The 15,133-nt window shown below is 68.0% G+C and carries 12 protein-coding genes; 8 read left to right on the top strand and 4 right to left on the bottom strand.

Going from position 1 to position 15,133, the window contains the following annotated elements; all coding sequences use genetic code 11:
* Positions 1 to 32 precede the first annotated feature (32 nt).
* Genes WEB06_08590 through WEB06_08580 form a run of 3 tightly spaced genes read left to right on the top strand, consistent with a single transcriptional unit; the run spans position 33 to position 5,406 of the window.
* Positions 33 to 1,814, top strand: a complete 1,782-nt coding sequence (locus WEB06_08590; GenBank protein ID MEX2555676.1) for an ATP-binding protein — start codon at positions 33 to 35, stop codon at positions 1,812 to 1,814.
* 39 nt (positions 1,815 to 1,853) lie between these two features.
* The gene (gene guaA / locus WEB06_08585) at positions 1,854 to 3,395 is read left to right on the top strand and encodes a glutamine-hydrolyzing GMP synthase (GenBank protein MEX2555675.1); all 1,542 of its coding nucleotides are present in this window, start codon (positions 1,854 to 1,856) and stop codon (positions 3,393 to 3,395) included.
* Positions 3,396 to 3,405: 10 nt separating this feature from the next.
* A complete protein-coding gene (locus tag WEB06_08580; GenBank protein MEX2555674.1) occupies positions 3,406 to 5,406 on the top strand; it encodes a DUF2207 domain-containing protein in 2,001 nt (666 codons plus the stop codon).
* A gap of 3 nt (positions 5,407 to 5,409) precedes the next feature.
* Here the strand turns inward: WEB06_08580 and WEB06_08575 are convergent, their stop codons facing one another.
* Positions 5,410 to 6,867 carry a glycosyltransferase family 39 protein gene (locus tag WEB06_08575; GenBank protein MEX2555673.1) on the bottom strand — a complete coding sequence of 486 codons (1,458 nt, stop codon included), beginning with the start codon at positions 6,865 to 6,867 and terminating at the stop codon, positions 5,410 to 5,412.
* Between the two features lie 60 nt (positions 6,868 to 6,927).
* On the opposite strand from WEB06_08575, the gene pcrA reads away from it, so the two are divergent.
* Both pcrA and WEB06_08565 read left to right on the top strand, forming a co-directional pair.
* On the top strand, positions 6,928 to 9,090 hold the full coding sequence (gene pcrA, locus WEB06_08570; GenBank protein MEX2555672.1) for a DNA helicase PcrA: 2,163 nt from the start codon (positions 6,928 to 6,930) through the stop codon (positions 9,088 to 9,090).
* Between the two features lie 47 nt (positions 9,091 to 9,137).
* Positions 9,138 to 9,626, top strand: a complete 489-nt coding sequence (locus WEB06_08565) for an MgtC/SapB family protein (GenBank protein MEX2555671.1) — start codon at positions 9,138 to 9,140, stop codon at positions 9,624 to 9,626.
* A gap of 6 nt (positions 9,627 to 9,632) precedes the next feature.
* Here the strand turns inward: WEB06_08565 and WEB06_08560 are convergent, their stop codons facing one another.
* The 3 genes from WEB06_08560 to WEB06_08550 all read right to left on the bottom strand — a co-directional run bounded on the left by WEB06_08560 (position 9,633) and on the right by WEB06_08550 (position 12,450).
* Positions 9,633 to 10,556 (bottom strand): alpha/beta fold hydrolase, encoded by a 924-nt coding sequence (locus WEB06_08560; protein ID MEX2555670.1) that lies wholly within the window; start codon positions 10,554 to 10,556, stop codon positions 9,633 to 9,635.
* A 272-nt stretch (positions 10,557 to 10,828) separates the two neighbouring features.
* Positions 10,829 to 10,981 carry a hypothetical protein gene (locus tag WEB06_08555; GenBank protein MEX2555669.1) on the bottom strand — a complete coding sequence of 51 codons (153 nt, stop codon included), beginning with the start codon at positions 10,979 to 10,981 and terminating at the stop codon, positions 10,829 to 10,831.
* Positions 10,978 to 12,450, bottom strand: a complete 1,473-nt coding sequence (locus tag WEB06_08550) for a carboxyl transferase domain-containing protein (protein MEX2555668.1) — start codon at positions 12,448 to 12,450, stop codon at positions 10,978 to 10,980. The genes WEB06_08555 and WEB06_08550 overlap by 4 nt, the downstream gene beginning before the upstream one ends.
* Positions 12,451 to 12,550: 100 nt before the next feature.
* On the opposite strand from WEB06_08550, the gene WEB06_08545 reads away from it, so the two are divergent.
* The 3 genes from WEB06_08545 to sucD are packed head-to-tail and all read left to right on the top strand — an operon-like array spanning position 12,551 to position 14,988.
* Positions 12,551 to 12,964, top strand: a complete 414-nt coding sequence (locus WEB06_08545) for a cobalamin B12-binding domain-containing protein (GenBank protein ID MEX2555667.1) — start codon at positions 12,551 to 12,553, stop codon at positions 12,962 to 12,964.
* Complete coding sequence (gene sucC, locus WEB06_08540) at positions 12,965 to 14,119, top strand: ADP-forming succinate--CoA ligase subunit beta (protein MEX2555666.1); 1,155 nt, start codon at positions 12,965 to 12,967, stop codon at positions 14,117 to 14,119. It begins immediately after the preceding gene.
* On the top strand, positions 14,116 to 14,988 hold the full coding sequence (gene sucD, locus WEB06_08535) for a succinate--CoA ligase subunit alpha (GenBank protein ID MEX2555665.1): 873 nt from the start codon (positions 14,116 to 14,118) through the stop codon (positions 14,986 to 14,988). Before sucC ends, sucD begins: the two co-directional genes overlap by 4 nt.
* The last annotated feature ends 145 nt before the right edge of the window (positions 14,989 to 15,133 follow it).

Below are 15,133 nucleotides of genomic sequence, written 5' to 3'. Positions count from 1 at the left end.
CCGCATCTGGAACAGCCGCCTGTGGGGATGACGTGAGGCCCGAAAAGGCGCAACGGTTCGTCGTCAGGGTCGTCGTTCTCGGAGGGGCGGCGGCCCTGCTCGGTGCTTGGGCGGCGGCGCCTCCCGAACTCGACGCCTCGACGATCCGCCGGGCGCTCGTTCTCCTCGTCGTCAGCACAGCCGCAGAGCTCGTCTCGATCCGGCTGGCACGGGGCGAGACGAGCGAACAGATCACGCTCGGCGAAGTTGCGATCGCCGCCGACGTCGCGCTCCTCCCAGCCGCCCTTTCGCCGATCGTCGCCGTCGCTGGGCTCACGCTCTCGCTGATCCTCCGCAGGCGTCCTCTCGTCAAGACGGCGTACAACGCGGCGCAGTACGCCCTTGCCACCATGGCCGCGGCCACCTGCTTCCACGGCCTCGGCGGTGGGGACATCGAGACGAGTACCGGCCTGTTCGCCCTCTTCGCCGGCATGGCGGCGTTCGGGGCGTCGAACCTCCTCACCATCTCGGTGATCATCGCGACGACGACGGGGCGCGCGCTGCGCGACGTGCTCCGCAGCGAGATCGCGCTCTCTCTGGCTGTCGCGCTCGGCAGCTCGTCCATCGGGATCGTTGCCGTCGCGCTGTGGCTCGAACGTCCGGTGCTCGTCGGCGCGATCCTCGCGCCCGTGCTGACTCTTCACGTCGCCTACCGCGGCTGGATCCGGCAACGCGAGTTCGTCGTAGAGATCGAGGATCAGAAGGCCAAGCTCGAACGGATCGTCGATCACTCAAGCGAGGGGATCGCGCTCGTCGACGGGGAGGGAACGGTCGTGCTCTGGAGCCCGTCGATGCAACGCATCACCGGGGTGGCTGCCGGCGAAGCCGAAGGCAAGTCGATCGGCTTCCTGCTGCGTGGACGGGCGCGCGACGGCTCGAGTGTCCAGTCCGAAGTGGGCGGCGACGACGCGGTGATGGAGATCACCCGTCCCGACGGTTCGGTCTTGTGGCTCCGCATTCGGCACGGTGCCGCCCGCGACCCCGCCGGGACACTGCGCTGGGATGTGGTCGTCGTGCACGACGTCACGGCCGAGCGTGAGACCGAGCGCATGAAGAAGCACTTCCTCGCCACCGTGTCACACGAGCTGCGAACACCGCTCACGCCAATCATCGGCTTCGCCAAGTTCCTTCTACGCCGCGACGACATGCCGCAAGCGGCGCGGCGCGACGCGCTCGCCGCGGTGGTCGATCGGGCCGAGCACATGCAGCGGCTGGTCGAGGATCTCCTGCTCGCCTCCAGCATGGACGACGGCGACGCGCTCACCCTTCACGCACGGCGCGAGCCGGTCGACGTCTCGCAAGTGGTCGACCAAGTGCTCCGCTCGGCGAGAACCTCCTACCCTGAACGGCGCATCGTCGTCGAGGAGCGCGAGCCCGTCCTCGCCGTCGGGGATCGCCTCAGGCTCCGCCAGGTCGCGGCGAACCTCCTCGACAACGCGATCAAGTATTCGCCGGCCGAGACCCCGGTTCATGTGGTCGTCGGCCGGGAGGGAGACCGGGCGGTCCTTTCGGTCGTCGACGAGGGGCGCGGCATCCCCTCCGACAAATTCGAGGAGATCCTCCGCAAGTTCCGTCGCCTGGAGGACCCCGACCGCATGGAGACCGGCGGCGCCGGGCTCGGGCTGTTCATCGTCGATCAGCTCGTGCGGGCGATGGCCGGAACCATCGAGATCGCCAGCCGGGTCGGTGCCGGCAGCTCCTTCACGGTCCGTTTGCCCGCCCTGGATGCGCAAGGTGCCGAGGGGGGGACCGGACCGACCGCGCTGGCCGGCTGACCGGCGGGGCGCTCCGGTTCGCGATGGTAGGCTTCGTCCGTGGAGCAGGCTTTCGACTCCGTTCTGGTCATCGATTACGGCGCCCAGTACGCACAGCTCATCGCGCGCCGGATCCGCGAATGCAAGGTCTTCTCCGAGATCCTCCCGCACGACGTCGCGCTCGATGAGATCCGCCGCCGCCGCCCGAAGGGCCTGATCCTCTCGGGCGGCCCGTCCAGCGTCTACGCGCCCGGCGCTCCGGCGGTCAACCCCGGGTTCTTCGATCTCGACATCCCGGTGCTCGGCATCTGCTACGGACTGCAGGGGATGGCGCAGGTGCTCGGGGGCGAGGTGGGCCGCACCGGCGTCCGCGAGTACGGCAAGACCGATCTCCGCAGCCTGGGCGCGAGTCCGCTGTTCAAGGACCTCCCGCTGGAGCAGACCGTTTGGATGAGCCATTCGGACGCCGTCACGCGCGCCCCCGAAGGCTTCCGCGTGACCGCCCAGACCGAGGCCAGTCCCGTGGCCGCCTTCGAGGCGCCCGAGCGGGGCCTGTACGGGGTCCAGTTCCACCCCGAGGTCGCCCACACGCCGAAGGGATTGGACCTTCTCAAGAACTTCCTCTACGAGGTCTGCGACGCGCGTCCGACCTGGACCCGCGTGTCGATCATCGAAGAGGCCGTGCGGGACATCAAGGCGCGGGTCGGCGACGAGCGGATCATCTGCGGGCTGTCCGGCGGCGTGGACTCCGCGGTGGCTGCGGTTCTGGTCCACAAAGCGGTCGGCGATCAGCTCACCTGCGTGTTCGTCGACCACGGCCTGCTCCGCGCCGACGAGCCCGAGCAGGTCGAGGACACCTTCCGCCGCCACTTCCACACCAACCTCATCCACGTGAAGGCGCAGGACCGATTCCTCGGCAAGCTCGCCGGCGTGACCGACCCTGAGCGCAAGCGCCGCGCGATCGGCGAGGAATTCATCCGCGTCTTCGAGGAGATCGCGAAGAGCGAGCTGGCCGGCGTCCGGTTCCTCGTCCAGGGAACGCTGTACCCCGACATCATCGAGTCCGGCACCCGCGACGCCGCCAAGATCAAGAGCCACCACAACGTCGGCGGGCTGCCCGAGGACATGGACTTCGAGCTGGTCGAGCCGTTGCGCAACCTCTTCAAGGACGAGGTGCGCGCGATCGGCGAGGAGCTCGGTCTCCCCGAGGAGATCGTGTGGCGGCAGCCCTTCCCGGGCCCGGGTCTCGCGATCCGGGTCATCGGCGAGGTGACCGGTGGGAAATTGGAGATCCTGCGCAACGCCGACGCGATCGTTCTCGAGGAGGTGCGCCGGGCCGGGATGATGCGCGAGCTGTGGCAGTCGTTCGCGATCCTGCCCGACATCCGCACGGTCGGCGTGATGGGCGACGAGCGCTCGTACGCGCATCCGATCGTGCTCCGCGCGGTCACCAGCGAGGACGCGATGACGGCCGACTGGGCGCGCCTGCCGTACGACCTGCTGGAGCGGATCTCGAACCGCATCGTCGGCGAGGTGCCCGGCGTCAACCGCGTCGCCTACGACGTGACCTCGAAGCCGCCCGGAACCATCGAGTGGGAGTGAGCGAGGGGTCGTGATCTCGGGGGTGCGGCGGGGGGCGCTCTGTCTCGTCGCCGCGGCACTCGTGCTCGGCCCGGCTGCGCCGGCCGCCGCCAAGGACTTCCGCTTCCCGTCGGTCGTTACCGACATCTCGATCCGCGACGACGGCTCGTTCGACGTTCGCGAGGACCGCACGTTCGACTTCGAAGGCTCCTTCCATCGGGCCTTCATCAACATCCCGCTCGGCGTCGGGAACATCACGTACGACATCACCGCGGTGACGGTGTCGGAGCGGGGGGTGCCGTACCGGCGCGCCGAGCCGGGTCCGGAGGAATCCGGCACCTTCAACTTCACCAAAGGCGCCGATTGGGAGATCCGCTGGTTCTACGACGCCGCCGACGAGCAACGCACGTTCACGATCACCTACCACGTCGCCGGAGCCGTCGTCGCCTACGACGACGTCGCCGAGTTCTACTGGAAGTTCATCGGCGACGGCTGGGACGCGCCGGCCGACCACGCGGTTGCGTTGGTCCACCTCCCCTCGGGCGCCACTCTCGACGAGGTACGCGCGTGGGGCCACGGGCCACTCGAGGGAGAGGTGCGCATCCTCGACCCCCAGACGATCCGCTGGGAAACGCCGGGACTTCCGGCTCAGACCTTCGTGGAGGGCCGGCTCGCGTTCCCGGGGCGGGTGGTTCCGAAGGCGCCGCGGCTGCCCGGATCCCGGCTTCCGGCGATCCTCGCCGAGGAGGATCGGCTCGCCGACGAAGCCAACCGCGCGCGGTCGATCGCGCGCGCATGGAACGTGGTCGCGCCCGTCCTGGCGCTGGCATCCTTCGCCCTGTTCCTTTGGCTGTTCTTTCGTTACGGCAAGGAGCCCGACTCGAGATTCCCCGAGCGCCACCGTCGCGTGGGGCGCTATCTTCGCGAGCTGCCCTCGGATTATCCACCGGCCGTCGTCGGGTATCTGATGCGCTTCGGCGGCGTGAAGCCCGTCGACATGGTCGCCACGCTGATGGACCTCGCGCGGCGCGGCTTCCTCAAGATCGCGGAGGAAACAGAGGAAGCGGGCCTCGTCTTCAAGCGCACCGAGCGTCACTACAAGATGACCGTGCTCGAGCGTGAGGGGAAACTCGAGCCGTTCGAGCGTGAGCTGATCGACCTGCTCGACGAGGCGGGGATGTACGGGTCGATACGCGAGGACGAGCTCAAGGACTGGGCGAAGGACAACCCGTCGAAGATGCAGGAGCGTTTCAAGGCGTTCCAGCGCGAGGTGATCGCCCACGGCGAGCGGCTTGGCCTGATCGAGGAACGCACGCTGACGATGGTCGCCAGCCTCGGCGCGGCCGCGATCGCCGGGCTCGTCGCGGTCGCGGCGCTCACCCGACAGGGCGGCGAGTCCGCCGTGACGCTGCTGATCGCCGCGGGGATGCTTGCCGTCGCGACCTTCCTCCGAAGGTCGTGGCTGATCGCCGGGATGCTCTTCGTTGTGGCCGCGGCGCTCCTGGGCGCCGGCGCCGTCCTCACGGCCGCGATCCGCAACGCACCGGGAGCGCTGGCGGCGATCCTGCTCCTCGCCGTCCAGGTCGGGCTGACCCCGGCGCTCCGACGCCGGACGGTCCTCGGCGCGACCCAGTACGTGCAGTGGAAGGCATTCGAGCGGTTCCTTAAGGACCTGACGCGGCTGAAGGAATACCGTCCGACCGCGGTCGTGATGTGGGAGCAGTACCTCGTCTACGCGATCCCGCTCGGGGCCGCGGCGGCCGTCACCAGCGCGATCGCGCTGAACGCGCCCGAGGTCGCCCGGCAAGGCTTCACCTGGTACACGTGGTCGGGAGGGAGCGGCGGCTTCGGATCCGGCGACGGATTCGCGACGTCGCTCTCATCCTTCACCTCGTCGTTCACCGCGTCCGCCCAAGCCGCCTTCGCGACGGCGCCCTCGAGCGGCGGCGGTGGTGGCGGCGGGTTCTCCGGTGGTGGCGGAGGCGGCGGGGGTGGAGGCGGCGGAGGCGGCGGAGGCGGCGGCGCGTCCTGACCCCTACGGAGCCACGCGATAGACACGTACGTACGGGATCCCGTTTATGTCTAGCAGGTAGAACGGCACCTGATCCTTGTAACGCGCCCACACGTTCGGCACCTGGCCGGTCTGGACGTTCGAGATGTAGAAGAGGACGTAGTCGGGCTGGACGCCGTCCGGGCGGACCAGCGTGGAGTCTTCGACACCAACGGTACGTCCGGCGAAGAAATCCTCGAACTGGATGACTCGCGTGGACGCCATGGTCGTCCCGGCGGCATCGGGGAGCCGGCTCAGATCCTCGGCCGCCTCGTCGAGCGCTTCACCCCATCCCACGACGATCGCCCGCTGCGCGACGCCCGGCCCCCCCGTGACCAGGTTGAAGTGAGCGAGCTCGTACGGGTGCACCGACAAGGCGGGCCCGGCGTGGACCAGGAGGACGCCGGCCAAGATCGAAGCGATGAAGCGTTTGCGCGAACGCAGGTACGTCAAGAACGCGACTGCGACGGCTAGGTCGAGCGCGACGAGACTCGGAAGTCCGTATCGATCGCCCTTCTTCGACGCGAACGTGATCAGCACGAGGAAGCCGAGCGCGAAGAGCAGCAGCTGAACCACCGTGCGGGCATGCTCGTCGTCACGGCGTCTGCGGATCGCCCACACGACGGTAGCGATCGCGGCCGGCAGGATGAAAGCAGAGGTACGCATGGCCAGTGCGACGGGGTAGAAGAGCGGTCCGGGATCGTCCACATGCCTTCCGAGGAAGAACCCGCTGGACGTGGTCTCCACGATCGCCGAACCGCCTCCGCTCGCCATCTCCGCGGCTGCGTGCCACGGTCGCACCCACAGGACCGGCCACAGCACGAAGACCACCAGCAACGCCGGCCCGAGCCAGCGGAGGAACCGGGCGCGGAGGCCACGCCCGTCGCGCCAGAGGAGGACGAGCGCGACCGGAACGAGGTAAACGGCCGGCTGCTTGGTGAGGAGCGCGAGGCCCCCAAGCGCCCCCGATAACAGCAGCAGCCGGCGATCCTCCGTGCGGATCGCCGCCATCAAGGCGAGCAGGCTCGACACCATGAAGAGCGCGAGCAAGCCGTCGAGGTGCACGACGCGGTTGTGGGCGAGCAAGAACGGGTCGAGCGCGAGCAAGAATCCCGCTATGGCGGCCGCCCCTTGGCCGAGGACCATCCCCGCGAGCCACCAGACCAGCACGATCAGCCCGGACGTGACGATCCCGATCCACAGACGTGACCGCGCGTAACGGTCCCGCAGATCCGCGCCCCCGGGAAGTGTCTCTTGCGCGAGCCCGGCGATCCACATCGTCGTGACGCCGGGATGTCCCGTCTCGATCGCGTCCCGGAAGCGAAGGTCGCCCACCGCGTCCACGAAACGAGCCGACCGCTCGATCCACAGCTTTTCGTCGATCGTCAGAGCCCGGTCGAGCGAAGGTGCCCGCACCACAAGGGACGTGATCGCGATCCCCACGGCGATGAGGGCTACGGATGCGGCACGAGTCGAGGACGCCACCGGCGACGATAATAGGGCGTGCCCCTCGATACCGACCTCCTTTCCGGGTTGAACCCCGTCCAGCGCGAGGCCGTCGCCCACGACGCCGGCCCGCTCCTCGTCGTCGCCGGGGCGGGCTCCGGCAAGACCAAGGTGCTGACCCATCGCATCGCCTACCTGATCCGCGAGCGAAAGGTTTCCCCGTTCGCGATCCTCGCCATCACGTTCACGAACAAGGCCGCCGGCGAGATGAAGGAGCGCGTCGGCTCGCTGGTCGGCGGGCGTCTCGGTGCCGCGATGTGGGTGATGACGTTCCACTCCGCATGCGCGCGCATCTTGCGGCGCGACGGCGTCCGGCTCGGCTTCACGTCGAGCTTCACGATCTACGACGACGCCGACTCGGAGAGACTCATCACCTACATCTCGAAGGAGCTCGACGTCGACCCCCGCCGGTTCCCACCCCGCCAGATCAAGAACGCCATCGGCAAGAACAAGGACAAGCTGGTCGACGAAGAGATGTTCGCGCAAGCGGCCGGCAACAACCCCTACGACCGCACGATCGCCGAGGTTTACGCCCTGTACCAGAGCCGTCTGCGGCAGGCGAACGCCATGGACTTCGACGACCTGATCATGAACACGGTCCACCTCTTCCGGCTCTACGACGACGTGCTCGAGGAGTACCGCGACAAGTTCCTCCACGTCCTGGTCGACGAGTTCCAGGACACCAACCACGCGCAGTACGTCCTCGCGAAGCTGCTCGCCGAGCGGGATCGGAACATCTGCGTCGTCGGCGACCTCGATCAGTCGATCTACAAGTTCCGCGGCGCGGACTTCACCAACGTGCTCCGGTTCGAGGAGGATTTCCCCGACGCGCGCGTGATCACGCTCGAGCAGAACTACCGCTCCACGCAGACGATCCTATCGGCCGCGAACGCCGTCATCGAGAACAACCAGATGCGCAAGCCCAAGTCGCTCTGGACCGAGACGGCCGGCGGCGAGCTGATCACGCGCTACCACGCCGAGAACGAGCACGAGGAAGCCGCGTGGATCGCCCGCGAGATCGAGCGTCTGCGAGAAGAGGACTCCCGACGTTACGGCGACATCGCGCTCTTCTACCGAACCAACGCCCAGTCCCGGGTCTTGGAGGAGATCTTCGTCCGGATGGGCGTGCCGTATCGCGTCGTCGGGTCGCTGAAGTTCTACGACCGCAAGGAGATCAAAGACGCGCTCGCGTACCTGCGGGTCCTGATCAACCCGGCCGACGAGGTCTCGCTCCGTCGGATCATCAACACGCCGCGCCGTGGGATAGGCGACCAGACGGTCGCCGCGCTCGCCCGTTTCGCCGACCGGGCGAGCGTGACGCTCTCTGAAGCCGTCGACCGGGTCGAGCAGAACGACGAGCTCGCCGCTCGAGCGCAGTCCGCCGTTTCCGACCTCGCGGGGATCCTCCGGAGTCTGCGCGAGAAGGTCGAGCGCGGCGTGGAGCCCGCCGACGTCCTCGCGGCCGTCCTGGAGCGGACTGGATACGTCGCCGATCTCGAGGCGGAGCGTTCGATCGAAGCGGTGGGCCGCGTCGAGAACCTCAAGGAGCTGATCGGGGTCGCCAGAGAGTTCGCCTCCGATAACGCCGAGGGCGGCGTGAGTGAGTTCCTCGAGCGGATCTCTCTGGTGTCGGACGCCGACGAGCTGTCCGATGAAGAAGGCGCCGTCACGATCATGACCCTCCACATCGCGAAGGGTCTGGAGTTCCCGGTGGTCTTCATCGTCGGCCTCGAGGACGGCGTCTTCCCGCACGTGCGCTCGATGACCGACCCCGCCGAGCTCGAGGAGGAACGACGCCTCGCGTACGTCGGCATCACCCGTGCGAAGGAGCGGCTGTATCTGACGCATGCGTGGCAGCGGAGCCTGTGGGGTGGCTCCAACTTCAATCCGCCCTCACGCTTCCTCAGCGAGATCCCCGAGGAGCTCGTCCGGGCCGTGGAGAGCGGAGACGAGAGCGAGAAGCTCGCCGAGATGGTCCAGGAGAAGAAGACCCCGCCCTTGAGCCTCGCCGTCGGCGATGACGTCTTTCACGAGCGCTGGGGCCGCGGCACCGTCGTCGCCGTGAGCGGCCGCGGCACTTCCGCCGAAGCCAGCGTGCACTTCGAATCCGAGGGCACGAAACGCCTGCTGCTCGCCTACGCGCCGCTCCAGCGGATCTAAGCGCTTCCCTTCCCGGAAACGGCGCACGGCGGGCTTACACTGCTGGCGTGTCCGACTGGGACGTTCTGATCCGGCTCGTCGTGGCCTCGGCTCTCGGTGCGGTCGTCGGGATCGAGCGGGAGCTGCGCGATCAGCCGGCCGGGTTCCGCACCCATATGCTCGTCGCGCTCGGCGCGTGTTTGTTCACGCTCGTCGGTGCGTTCGGGTTCCAAGACCTGACCGGAGGACAGCCGGTCGCGGCGGTCAACGCGGACGTTACCCGCGTCGCAAGTCAGATCGTCGTCGGCATCGGGTTCCTCGGGGGAGGGACCATCTTGCGACACGGCGCGACAGTCCGCGGACTAACGACCGCCGCGAGCTTGTGGGTAACGGCGGCGGTCGGGCTCGCCGTTGGGATGGGCTTCTATCTCGGAGCGACGGCCACCGCGCTGCTCGCCGTGATCGCGCTCGCCGTGCTGAAGCCGGTCGGGAAGCGCTTCGCGCGCGGCACGCATCAGGAAGACGAGGATGGGCCGCCGGAGATGCCGCCGGACTAGCGCGGCTTAGCTGGGTACGGCGGACTCGGGGTCGCTGCGACGGCCGTTGGAGCGCTTCGGAAGCGCCGTCACGCTCGCCGGCACGGTGGCGTCGAGGCTCGAAAGCATGTTGACAACCGAACGGATGAGCTCGCCCGAGAGCAGGAAGCTCATGTGCCCGAGGTCCTTCATGAAGATGTTCGTCGCGTCGAGAGCGGGCGTGGTGAGTTTGGCGCTCGACGCCGGGATCACGAGCGGGTCGAGGTTCGAATAGAACGAAACGAAGCGCACCGGCGTCGGCTTCGCGGTGCGCTCGAGGCGGTCGAGCAGCTCTGAGCGCGGCCGGATCTGACGAGCGGCGCGGCCCCGGCCGGCCCAGGCGGCGTAGGTGCCCTGGTGCGGGGTGCCGAGTGTGATGCATGTGTGCACGCGCTCGTCCCCGCCGGCTTCCTGCACGTACGTCCGGGCAACGAGTCCCCCGAGCGAGTGGCCGACCAGATGGACGCGCGTGGCGCCGGTTCGGTTGAGCACGTTCTCCACGTAGCCTTTCAATTGCGCCGCGAGCTCTTCGACGTCGTGCCCGATGACGTTGTAGTTCATCGTGAAGACGTGGCGGAACCCGTGGCGGCGGAACGCCCTTCGCATGACGAGGAATCCCGAGCGGTTGTGGAAGTAGCCGTGGAGCAAGATTATCGGCGTCGCCGCCGCTTCGGGCTCGAGGTAGCAGAGCGGCTGCGCGCGTGAGTACCGTCCGCGCGACGCGCCGTGGGAGGCGTCGGGATCCAGTGCTTCGCCGAGCAGCCCCGCCGGGTACATCGCGACGTTGGCGCCGGCCCACAAAAGCTCTTTGACGGCGCTGGGGTAGGTGCTCGGGCGTCGCAGGGCGTGCCCGAGGGCTTTGCGGACGGCGCGTGCGTCTCCGCGGATGCGTCCTACGGTGTGTCGGGTCATCTCCCCCGCAACCCCCGCGCGCTGTCGCCTCGTCGGTTTCGGTTCGCGCAGTCCATAAGTTCTACGAAGGGAAGAGGCTTTCCTTGCGCACCCAGGGTCGATCTGGATGCTCTCCGTGGGCGAATCACAACCTTGTGATTCATATCATCTGCTCCACCAAGGTCAAGTACGTGAAATGTTAACGAGCGATATCTACCCGAGAATCGGACATAGGGAACGGTGCGCGAGAACGGGACTTCCGTCGTCGGAAGATGCCCAAGCGGACTAGCCCGCTAGCTGCGAGTCAGCAGGAAGATCACTCCTGCCAGCGCGATCAGCGCGGCGAGGACGATCGGAGCCACGATCCACTGCGGCCCCATCTGGCCCCGGGGCACGATCTTCCGGGCGGGCCGGACGCGTTTCTTGCGAGACGGAGGCGTGGTCATGGGGCGAGGAAGGCGTTTCCGGCCTCTCGCCAGCGGCGTCGCCGAGCCGCGAGCCGTTCGTCCCGCGGTATGGCCGCCAATCGGGTGAGCGATCGTCCCAGGGCTTCCCCGATCGACCGGACGAAAGCGTCGGGATCGGTGTGGGCTCCGCCGGTCGGCTCGGGGATGATCTCGTCGGCGAGCCCGAACGACAACAGATCGCGCGCCGAGAGGCGAAGATCGCCGGCGACCTCCTCGACGTCGTCGCGGCGAAGGATGGCGGCGGCGCTCTCGGGTGCGATCACCGAGAAGATCGCGTTCTCGCACACGAGGACGCGATCGCAGACGGTGAACGCGAGGCCGCCGCCGCTGCCGCCCTCGCCCGAAACCACTGCGATCGAAGGGCCGGGGTGCTCCAGCACTGTGCGGAAAGCCGTCGATATCGTCCGGGCGATCCCCGACGCCTCGGAGGCCGAGGACGGGTCGGCGCCCGGCGTATCGACGATCGTGACGAGCGGGAGCCCAAGCGCCCCACTGAAACGCAGCGAGCGATAGGCCTTGCGGTAGGCCGGCGGCGTCGGGCGCGTGCGGTCGAGCGCAACCACCCCCGCGCGGCGACCGGCGATCCGCGCGACGCCCGTCGCGAGGCCCGCGTCGTCGACGCCGGCACGGTCGCCCCGCAGCTCGACGAAAGCCTCGGAGATCGCCGCGAGGATCGCCCGCCCCGAGGGACGGTCGGGATGGCGAGCGAGCTCGACGACGTCCCAGCCGGTCGAGGTCTGAACCGGAGTATCGATGGCCGTAAGTGGAACCGCCGGCTCGTCGGGCTCGAGCGTGGCGCGCAGGAAGACGCCCGCCGCAGCGCGGAGGTCTTCGAGCGGGACGATGTCGTCGACGAGACCGTTGTCGAGCGAGAACTCAGCCGTGTGCGAGGCGTCCTCGAGCGGAGCGACTTGCTCGGCGACCCGCGGCCCGGCGAAGCCGATCGTCGCGCCGGGTTCGGCCCACAACACGTCGGCGAGCGAGGCGAACGATGCGTACACGCCTCCGGTCGTCGGATCGGTGAGATACGCGAGGAAGGGAAGTCCGGCTGCAGTGAGGTCGCGCCGGGCGAGCACCGTCTTCGCCATCTGCGCGAGCGCCGCCATCCCTTCCTGCATCCGCGCACCGCCGGTCGCGGTGAGCGCGACGACGGCTGCGCGTCGCTCGATGGCCCGCTCGAACGCCCGCGCGATCTTCTCGCCAGCCGCAACCCCCATCGACCCGCCGAAGACGTCGAACTCGAACGAGATACCGACGACGGGGAGCCCCGCGAGCGTGCCGTCGGCGGAGATCACGGACTCCTTCTTGGGATCGCGGTCGTGGTAACCGGGGAAACCGAGCGGGTCGGTGGCCGATAACCCGGCATCGCGCTCCTCCCAGCCGGCATCCAGCACGAGATCGAGGAGATCCCGTGCCGTGCGCGCGGTGGTACGAGCGGTTCGAGCCATGGGTCGCACCTCATGTGCCCTGCGTTGCAGGGCGTGGAAAACGCCCCGTATCATCACGCCCGCGCCCCGGGGGCGCAACCGTCCGAAGGGACAACATCACATGCCGAAACAGCGCCGAACCACGATCCGTGTCGTCATCGCGAAACCGGGCCTCGACGGGCACGATCGCGGCGCGAAGATCGTCGCTCGCGCGCTCCGCGACGCAGGTATGGAGGTCATCTACACGGGACTGCACCAGACCCCGGAGATGATCGTCGAGACGGTGATCCAGGAGGACGCCGACGCGGTCGGCTTGTCCATCCATTCGGGCGCGCACATGACGCTGTTCCCTCGGGTCGTCGAGCTCCTCCGTGAGCGCGACGCCGGCGATGTCCTGGTCTTCGGCGGCGGGATCATCCCGCGTGAGGACATCATCGCCCTGAAGGAGAAGGGGATCGCGGAGATCTTCACGCCGGGAGCGACGACTACGGCGATCGTCGACTGGATCAAGCAGAGAGTAGGAGCCGCAGCGTAGATGGATCTCTTCGAGTATCAAGCCAAAGAGCTCTTCCGGAAGTTCGGCATGGCCGTGCCCGACGGCAAGGTTGCTTCCTCGCCGGCCGCTGCCGAGAAGGTGGCCGCCAAAATCGGTGGACGCGTCGTCGTGAAGGCGCAGGTTCAGGTCGGCGGCCGCGGCAAGGCCGGTGGGATCAAGCTCGCCGACGACCCCGCGGGAGCGAAAGCTGTGGCCGAGCAGATCCTCGGCATGGACATCAAGGGCCACAAGGTCCGCAGGGTGCTCGTCGAGCAAGCCGGCGACATCAAGTCGGAGTTCTACGCGTCGTTCCTGCTCGACCGAACCGCGAAGGCGTACCTCGGGATGATGAGCGCCAAGGGCGGCGTCGACATCGAGGAGGTCGCCGCCACCGATCCGGAGGCGATCGCGCGCGTGCACGTGTCACCCCTCACCGGACTGCAGCCGTACCACGTTCGCGAGTTGCTGTTCGGCGCACGGATCCCGAAGGAGGCTCACGCGGGAGCCGGCGAGCTGCTGCGCACGATGTACCTTGTTTTCATTCAGATGGACGCCTCATTGGTAGAGGTGAACCCGATGGTTCTCACGGGCGACGGCACGGTCGTCGCGCTCGACGCCAAGGTGTCGCTCGACGAGAACGCCGGCTATCGGCACCCCGAGTTCGAGAAGCTCTCGTCCGAGATCCCGCTCCAGAAGCAGGAGAAGGTGGCGAAGGAGAAGGGACTCAACTACGTGAAGCTCGACGGGCGGATCGGGATCATCGGCAACGGAGCCGGCCTGACGATGTCGACGCTGGACGTCGTCGCCGAGGCCGGCGGCACCCCGGCGAACTTCCTCGACATCGGCGGCGGGGCGAACGCGGCGACGATGGCCGCCGGTATCGATCTGATCTTCAGCGACCGGAAGGTGAAGTCGCTGTTCGTGAACATCTTCGGCGGGATCACGCGCTGCGACGAGGTCGCGCGCGGCATCTTGGGGGCGTTGGAACAGCTGCCGAACCTCAAGGCGCCGATCGTGGTCCGGCTCGACGGGACGAACGCGACCGAAGGCCGGCGCATCCTCGAGGAGGCGGCCCACCCGAACATCACGATGGCACCGACGATGCTGGAGGCGGCCGCTAAGGCCGTCGCGCTGACGAAGGGACGCCGCGCATGAGCATCCTGCTCGATGAGAACACGCGCGTGCTCGTGCAAGGGATAACGGGCTCCGAGGGAACGTTCCACACGAAGCGAAACCTCGCGTACGGCACGAAGGTGGTCGCCGGCGTGACGCCGGGCAAGGGCGGCCAGAAATGGGAGGACCGGATCCCCGTCTTCGACACGGTTGCGGACGCGGTGAACGAAACCGGCGCCAACGCTTCGCTGATCTTCGTGCCGGCCCGGTTCGCACAGGACGCGATCCTCGAGGCGGCCGACTCGGGCATCGGACTCGTCGTGTGCATCACCGAGGGGATCCCGGCCCGGGACATGTCGGTCGTCTACCCCTACATCCGCGCGAAAGGCGTCACGCTGATCGGCCCGAATTGCCCGGGGCTGATCTCGCCCGGCAAAGCCAACATGGGGATCATCCCAGGCGAGATAACCGGTCCGGGACCCGTCGGCCTCGTGTCGCGCTCGGGGACGCTGACCTACCAGGTGATGTACGAGATGTTCACGCGAGGGATCGGTCAATCCACCTGCATCGGGATCGGTGGTGATCCCATCGTCGGGTCGAACTTCATCGACATCCTGAGCCGCTTCGCCGAGGATCCCGAGACCCAGGCCGTCGTCGTCATCGGCGAGATCGGCGGCGACGAGGAAGAGCGAGCGGCCTCGTTCATCAAGGAGAACGTCGACAAGCCCATCGTGGCGTACGTGGCCGGGTTCACGGCGCCGGAGGGCAAGCGCATGGGCCACGCGGGCGCGATCGTCTCCGGCTCGAAGGGGACCGCGCAGGCGAAAGCCGAGGCGTTCGAGTCGATGGGTGTCCGCGTCGGGCGTAATCCGACGGAAGTCGCGGAACTGGCGATAGCTGCACTTGACTGACGCATCAGAAGTGGCGCGGGCAAGCCGGAATATGAAGCGTTCGCCCTATTGAAGGCGGGGCCGTCGAGCGATATTTTCCTGCGGGACCATGCGCGGTGATGTCGGGTCCGCGGAAGACTTGGTAGCTGCGGGGGATCGCGGGGGC

This window comes from Actinomycetota bacterium, assembly GCA_040905475.1.
Lineage (GTDB): Bacteria > Actinomycetota > AC-67 > AC-67 > AC-67 > DATFGK01.
This window is presented reverse-complemented; position numbering and strand designations above follow the sequence as displayed.

Bases quoted from the DNA above. Each gene is read 5' to 3' on its own strand.
- WEB06_08550 (MEX2555668.1), bottom strand. From the start codon at position 12,450: ATGGCTCGAACCGCTCGTACCACCGCGCGCACGGCACGGGATCTCCTC.
- sucC (MEX2555666.1), top strand. From the start codon at position 12,965: ATGGATCTCTTCGAGTATCAAGCCAAAGAGCTCTTCCGGAAGTTCGGC.
- sucD (MEX2555665.1), top strand. From the start codon at position 14,116: ATGAGCATCCTGCTCGATGAGAACACGCGCGTGCTCGTGCAAGGGATA.
- WEB06_08545 (MEX2555667.1), top strand. From the start codon at position 12,551: ATGCCGAAACAGCGCCGAACCACGATCCGTGTCGTCATCGCGAAACCG.
- WEB06_08555 (MEX2555669.1), bottom strand. From the start codon at position 10,981: ATGACCACGCCTCCGTCTCGCAAGAAACGCGTCCGGCCCGCCCGGAAG.
- WEB06_08560 (MEX2555670.1), bottom strand. From the start codon at position 10,556: ATGACCCGACACACCGTAGGACGCATCCGCGGAGACGCACGCGCCGTC.